At 37.6% G+C, this 5171-nt stretch carries 6 protein-coding genes; 2 read left to right on the top strand and 4 right to left on the bottom strand.

Annotated elements, in window-relative coordinates; genetic code table 11:
- The 3 genes from DNK84_RS09610 to DNK84_RS09600 all read right to left on the bottom strand — a co-directional run.
- On the bottom strand, positions 1-345 hold a 345-nt coding region (locus DNK84_RS09610), incomplete at its 3' end, for an aldo/keto reductase (RefSeq protein WP_208123297.1).
- Between the two features lie 73 nt (positions 346-418).
- Positions 419-1930, bottom strand: coding sequence for a glutamate--cysteine ligase (gene gshA / locus DNK84_RS09605; RefSeq protein ID WP_119344305.1), 1512 nt, complete (start codon positions 1928-1930; stop codon positions 419-421).
- A 187-nt stretch (positions 1931-2117) separates the two neighbouring features.
- Positions 2118-3050 (bottom strand): glutathione S-transferase family protein, encoded by a 933-nt coding sequence (locus tag DNK84_RS09600; protein WP_119344304.1) that lies wholly within the window; start codon positions 3048-3050, stop codon positions 2118-2120.
- Between the two features lie 81 nt (positions 3051-3131).
- Between DNK84_RS09600 and DNK84_RS09595 the strand changes: the two genes are divergently transcribed.
- Entirely contained in the window at positions 3132-3965 is an 834-nt protein-coding gene (locus DNK84_RS09595; protein ID WP_119344303.1) for an indole-3-glycerol phosphate synthase TrpC, read from the top strand.
- Positions 3966-4182: 217 nt separating this feature from the next.
- Here the strand turns inward: DNK84_RS09595 and DNK84_RS09590 are convergent, their stop codons facing one another.
- Positions 4183-4839, bottom strand: a complete 657-nt coding sequence (locus tag DNK84_RS09590) for a DedA family protein (protein ID WP_119344302.1) — start codon at positions 4837-4839, stop codon at positions 4183-4185.
- Between the two features lie 178 nt (positions 4840-5017).
- Here DNK84_RS09590 and DNK84_RS09585 point away from each other — a divergent pair.
- On the top strand, positions 5018-5171 hold a 154-nt coding region (locus DNK84_RS09585), incomplete at its 3' end, for a transposase family protein (RefSeq protein ID WP_162902356.1).

Genomic DNA, 5171 nt, shown 5'->3' with positions numbered 1-5171 from the left:
ATTTTGTGCGCTTCCCTTAACAATGTTGCTTGCATTAATAACGGCATTATTTTGACCTCTTGCCCAAGAGACCGGAGAGATTTTTGTTGCCAGTACGATATCCTGGCGTTGTTGTTTGTTGACAGATAGCCAGTTGCCAATAATCGTTTCGGTGGTGCCATAAGTCTTAGGTGTCGGTGGGATGGCATACATCTCAGCGGTATCCCAAAAATTAACACCATGTGCCAGGGCATAGTCCATTTGTTCATTCGCATCTTGCTGGTTATTCTGAACACCCCAAGTCATTGTTCCAAGGCAAATTCGACTGACTTTAAGCCCACTTGTACCAAGTGTGGTATATTGCATCATTGTTTGATTTTCCATATTGTTAGTTGAATTAGATTGTATGGTAAATTAAGGCTGGAACACAAGCATATCATCATTTGGCATGAGCGCAGTCTGCCGATTTATAATAGTGCTGAATATAAGTTTCAATGTCACAGCAATCACTTTGCTCAAGTGCCTTTTGTGCATTTATTGAATCTCTGGCTTGTTGATGAAGCTTGTGTTTAATTTCATTTGGAATCGAGTAATTAACAAGCAACTGATACGCTTTATTTGACTGTTCAATTGCCCATTTGTGATAATTTCCAGGTGTTACTTGCTGCAGGATCTTAGCTGATAAAGTCATCTGTAGGTTATCAAGTTTAACACGTTGTGCCAGCACAGCATCTTCATAAGCCTGGCCCATCTCTTTGGCAATTGGCTCAATTTGATTAAGTAATGTGTGGCCTGTATCAGCTAATGTACGCTTGGTTCCATCATGATCAGTAAGCTTGATGCCAGGCTTTCGTCCAGATTGGATTACTTTTGATAAATTAGCTTTATTTCTTATAATTGATTGTTTGCTATATTGTTTTGTTGGCAGATAAAGGCAAGTGACAAGCATCGCTTCAATAAAATGTGCAGTTTGTTCATCAATACCGACAAACGCATATGGGTTAATATCCATGATACGTATTTCAAGATAACGCACACCACGGTTTAAAAGCGCACAAGCCGGACGTTCTCCACGTTTGGCAATTTGCTTTGGTCGAATGCTGCTATAGTACTCATTTTCAATCTGTAAGATGCTGTCATTTAATTGCTGTCGTTTACGGTTGTGATCGTATAATCCAAGTTTTACAAAAGCATCATAAGGTGTGTTTGTGGCTTTGACCAAGTCATAGACATAGCTTTTTGTGTCCTTATAAGAGATAAAAAGTGACTTTTGTGCCGGGCTTTGATAACCAAGATCACTCATTCGAAGGCTTGTAGCATACTCAGCAAAATAAAATTGATCATCAAACTCGGTCAAATAATCAGGCTTTTCAATAACAGACGTTTTTGCACAAATCGGTGAGGCGCCAAAGAAAAAAGGTAAAAGCCACATAAAGTCAAAATAATGATTGATTACTGAAAAATAAAGCTGATCAGCAGTTTGATTTTTTTCGCGGCAAAGCATCTGAATTAAGTCTTGATCAAAAGAGAAATTATAATGAATCCCTGCAATAGACTGCATGATCTTATTGTAACGAATAGCTAAACCACGTCGGTAAATTTCCTTCATTTTTCCGGAGTTTGATGTTCCAAAATCTGCGATTTTCACATCGGATTCTTTTGTAACCAGTGGCATGCTGGTATTGAGTAGTAGCTCATTGTCAGGCATGTTCTGCGCGCAAAATGCAGAGATATTGGTAAGTTGATCATACACTTGTTTAATAGAGGAATAAGGTGGGGTAATAAGCTCAAGGAGGCTCTCAGCAAAATCAACTGTGATCGCTTCATTGGTCAGCTTTGCACCAAGTGCCCTTGGGTGAAAACTTTGTGCAATATGGCCATTTTTATCGATCCTTAGCGCTTCTCTTTCAATCCCGCGTAAGTGATTAAATGCATTAAGAGATTGTTTCATTGCGAACGTTTTTAATTTAAGTTATTGATGAGTGTAAGCCAAAAAAAAGGTTGTGACCAGTGAATTGTTAGCATCGTCACTTGTGGGGAATTTTAATCTTTAATGCCAAAAAAATCTTCATATTGCTTTAGTTTATCGTCGATTTGATAATAGTATATCCTGGGAATTCTATGCTAGAAAGTGCTCTTTAACGATGATATGGAGAATCAAGGTCAATAATAGGTCCTTTAGGGATAATTCCGGTTGGGTTAAGTTTTTTATGGCTGCCGTAATAGCCTTTTTTGATATGGGAAAAATTGACCGTTTCCGCAATTCCTGGGATTTGATAAAGGGCTTTTAAGTAATTGTACAGATTTGGGTACAAGGCAAGAAGCCTGATGTTACATTTAAAATGGCCGTGATAGACAGGATCAAATCGAACCAACGTTGTGAATAAACGCCAATCTGCCTCTGTGGGTGACTCTCCAACAAGATATTTTGAGTCTGACAAATGCTTCTCAAGCTCATCCAGTGTGTTAAACAGGTTAGTAACTGCTTCATCATAAGCTGATTGTGTTGTTGCAAATCCTGCTTTATAAACGCCATTGTTAACATTGTGATAGATTTTTTCATTAATGTTATCAATAGCATCACGCTTATCCTCTGGGTATAAGTCAAGTGTGCTATGCGTGATATGATTAAATGCGCTGTTGAAAATACGTAGAATATCAGCAGACTCATTATTAACAATGGTTTTATGTTTTTTATCCCATAATACTGGCACTGTAACACGCCCAGTATAATCAGGTTGTGCTATTGTATAGATTTGATATAAAAAAGATTTGTGATATAGCGGGTCCCCTTTTTGGCCAAATTCCCAGCCATTTTCAAGCAACAAAGGCTCAGTTATAGAGACGCTAATAATATCCTCGAGTTTTTTAAGCTTTCGTGCAATCAAAGCTCTATGTGCCCAAGGGCACGCATAGGAGATATACAAATGATAACGGTTCTTTTCGGCGGTAAATTTTCCTGTTTGGCCAATAGTGTGCTTGAAAGCGGATGCTTCTCTTTTAAATTTACCATCTTTACTTATGGTACCATTTTCATCCTTTTGCCACTGGCCATTGATTAGCATTCCCATGTGATTTCCTCGTTACAATATGTGTTGACTGCATTTTCCTCACCATTTAGTGTAATCATAAATGTGGCAAATGGAAAATGATTGTATTTTAATGATCGCTATGATAAAGTTTGTACTTATGAAGCGTTACGTAAGTGCGAAAAACTATCCATGGTACTGCAGAAAATATTGACAAATAAAGCCAAGGAAATCAAAGATTTATCTCCTATTAATCCAGATTCGCTAGAACCATCAGGCAATGATTTTTTATCAGCGATTAAAAACCACAAGCCTGCAATTATTGCCGAGCTTAAGGCACAATCACCTTCAGAAGGTGTCATTGATCGAGATTATGATCCAGCAAAGATTGCCACCGAGTATGCCAAAGGTGGCGCATGCGCCTTATCTGTCTTGACGGATAAAGTTTTTTTTAATGGCAGTTTTGAGGATATTCGTAAAGTTAAATCGGCTGTTGATCTTCCTGTTTTATGTAAAGAGTTTATTATTGACCCTTTACAGGTTTATCACGCAAGGGCTGCAGGTGCAGATGCCTGTTTGCTTATTGTTCGCTGTTTAGATGATGAAAAGTTAAAGCAGCTGCTTGATTGTGTTGAGTCATTTAACATGGCAGCATTGGTAGAAGTATTTGATGAGAAAGAGACACAGCGTGCATTAGCTGCTGGTGCCACATTAATCGGTGTGAATAATCGCAATTTAGACACACTTGAAATGGATATGGATAATATCAAGCGGTTACAGAAAATCGTGCCTGATACCGTTACCTTATTAAGTTTGTCTGGTGCGAAAAATGCACAAGACTTATATGATTATGGTACGCAATATGATGCTGTGCTTGCAGGGACGATGCTTATGAAAGCACAAGATAAAATAAAATGTTTACAGCAAGCGATTCATCATGGATTGAATACAGGTTGATCAATGATATCACGATAAAAAAAAGTGATGTTTAAACTTGGGTTTCCTGGTATGACTTCTTACAATGGATAGCAAGAAGCAGGTAATTCATTAAGACTCAGTCCCCTCTGGTCTTGCTGGATGCTTACAATCGCTCCCCTTTGTTAGTTTTATGGACAATATAAGCAAGGATACCTGCTTCTGATTTTGATGGTTTTTCCTCAATGGATTTTATCTTTCAAGAATTTGCATTTGTCTTTTTCACTTGTCGGCGTTTTTTAATGATTTCAATAATAGCAGGGGTAACAGAGACAACAATAATGGCGATGATAAGATAGCTGAAATTATCTTGCATAAAAGGGATGTTGCTAAAAAAGTAGCCAAAATAAGTGATAAGTCCAACCCAGATAAAAGCAGCAATAACGCTTAATAGAACAAATTTACGGTAAGGCATTTCACCCATACCAGCGGCAAAGGGGGTGAATGTGCGAATAATAGGCACAAAGCGTGCAATAATAATGGCTTTTGCGCCATATTTGTCAAAAAATTGATGTGTTTTGGTTAAGTGTGAGGTTTTCAGTATTTTTGCATCAGGTTTAAATAGCTTTTCACCAAATAAATGACCAATCCAGTAGTTGCAGTTATCACCTAAGATAGCAGCAAAGGCAAGGATAAATACCATTAGATGAACGTTTAAATTGGTTGTTGCTGTTACGATTCCCACGGCAAATAAGAGTGAATCCCCCGGTAAAAAAGGCATAATCACAAGGCCTGTCTCACAGAATATAATTAAAAAAAGAACAACATAAGTCCATAAACCAAAGGTATTTACTAACGAATTAATATGTACATTGAGGTTTAAGATCAGATCAATAAGGTAGTGTATCGTTTCCATGCATTTGGCTTTAAGCGTATAATATTGCAGGCATTATAACGATCTTATGCTAGTAAGGCTATCTTGCTAATAGCATTGGCAGGGTAAACGCATCTAAATTCTAGTATTTATCTGGCCTAATGCTGGAATATAGTGCATCTTATTAGTTATAGCAAACTAAGTATCAATTTAAATTATTATGGATAGTGTTTTCGTTGAATGTTTTAAGGAATTAAAAGACCCTCGTGTTGATAGGACAAAGAAGCATTTGCTACTGGATATTATTGCGATTGCTATTTGTGCAGTAATTTGTGGTGCAGAAGGCTGGGAAGAAATTGAAGACTTTGGAAAAC

This window comes from Facilibium subflavum, assembly GCF_003574485.1.
GTDB classification, from domain to species: Bacteria; Pseudomonadota; Gammaproteobacteria; order Francisellales; family Francisellaceae; genus Facilibium; species Facilibium subflavum.
Note: the sequence above shows the minus strand (reverse complement) of the source record. Positions and strands in the feature narration are given on the sequence as shown.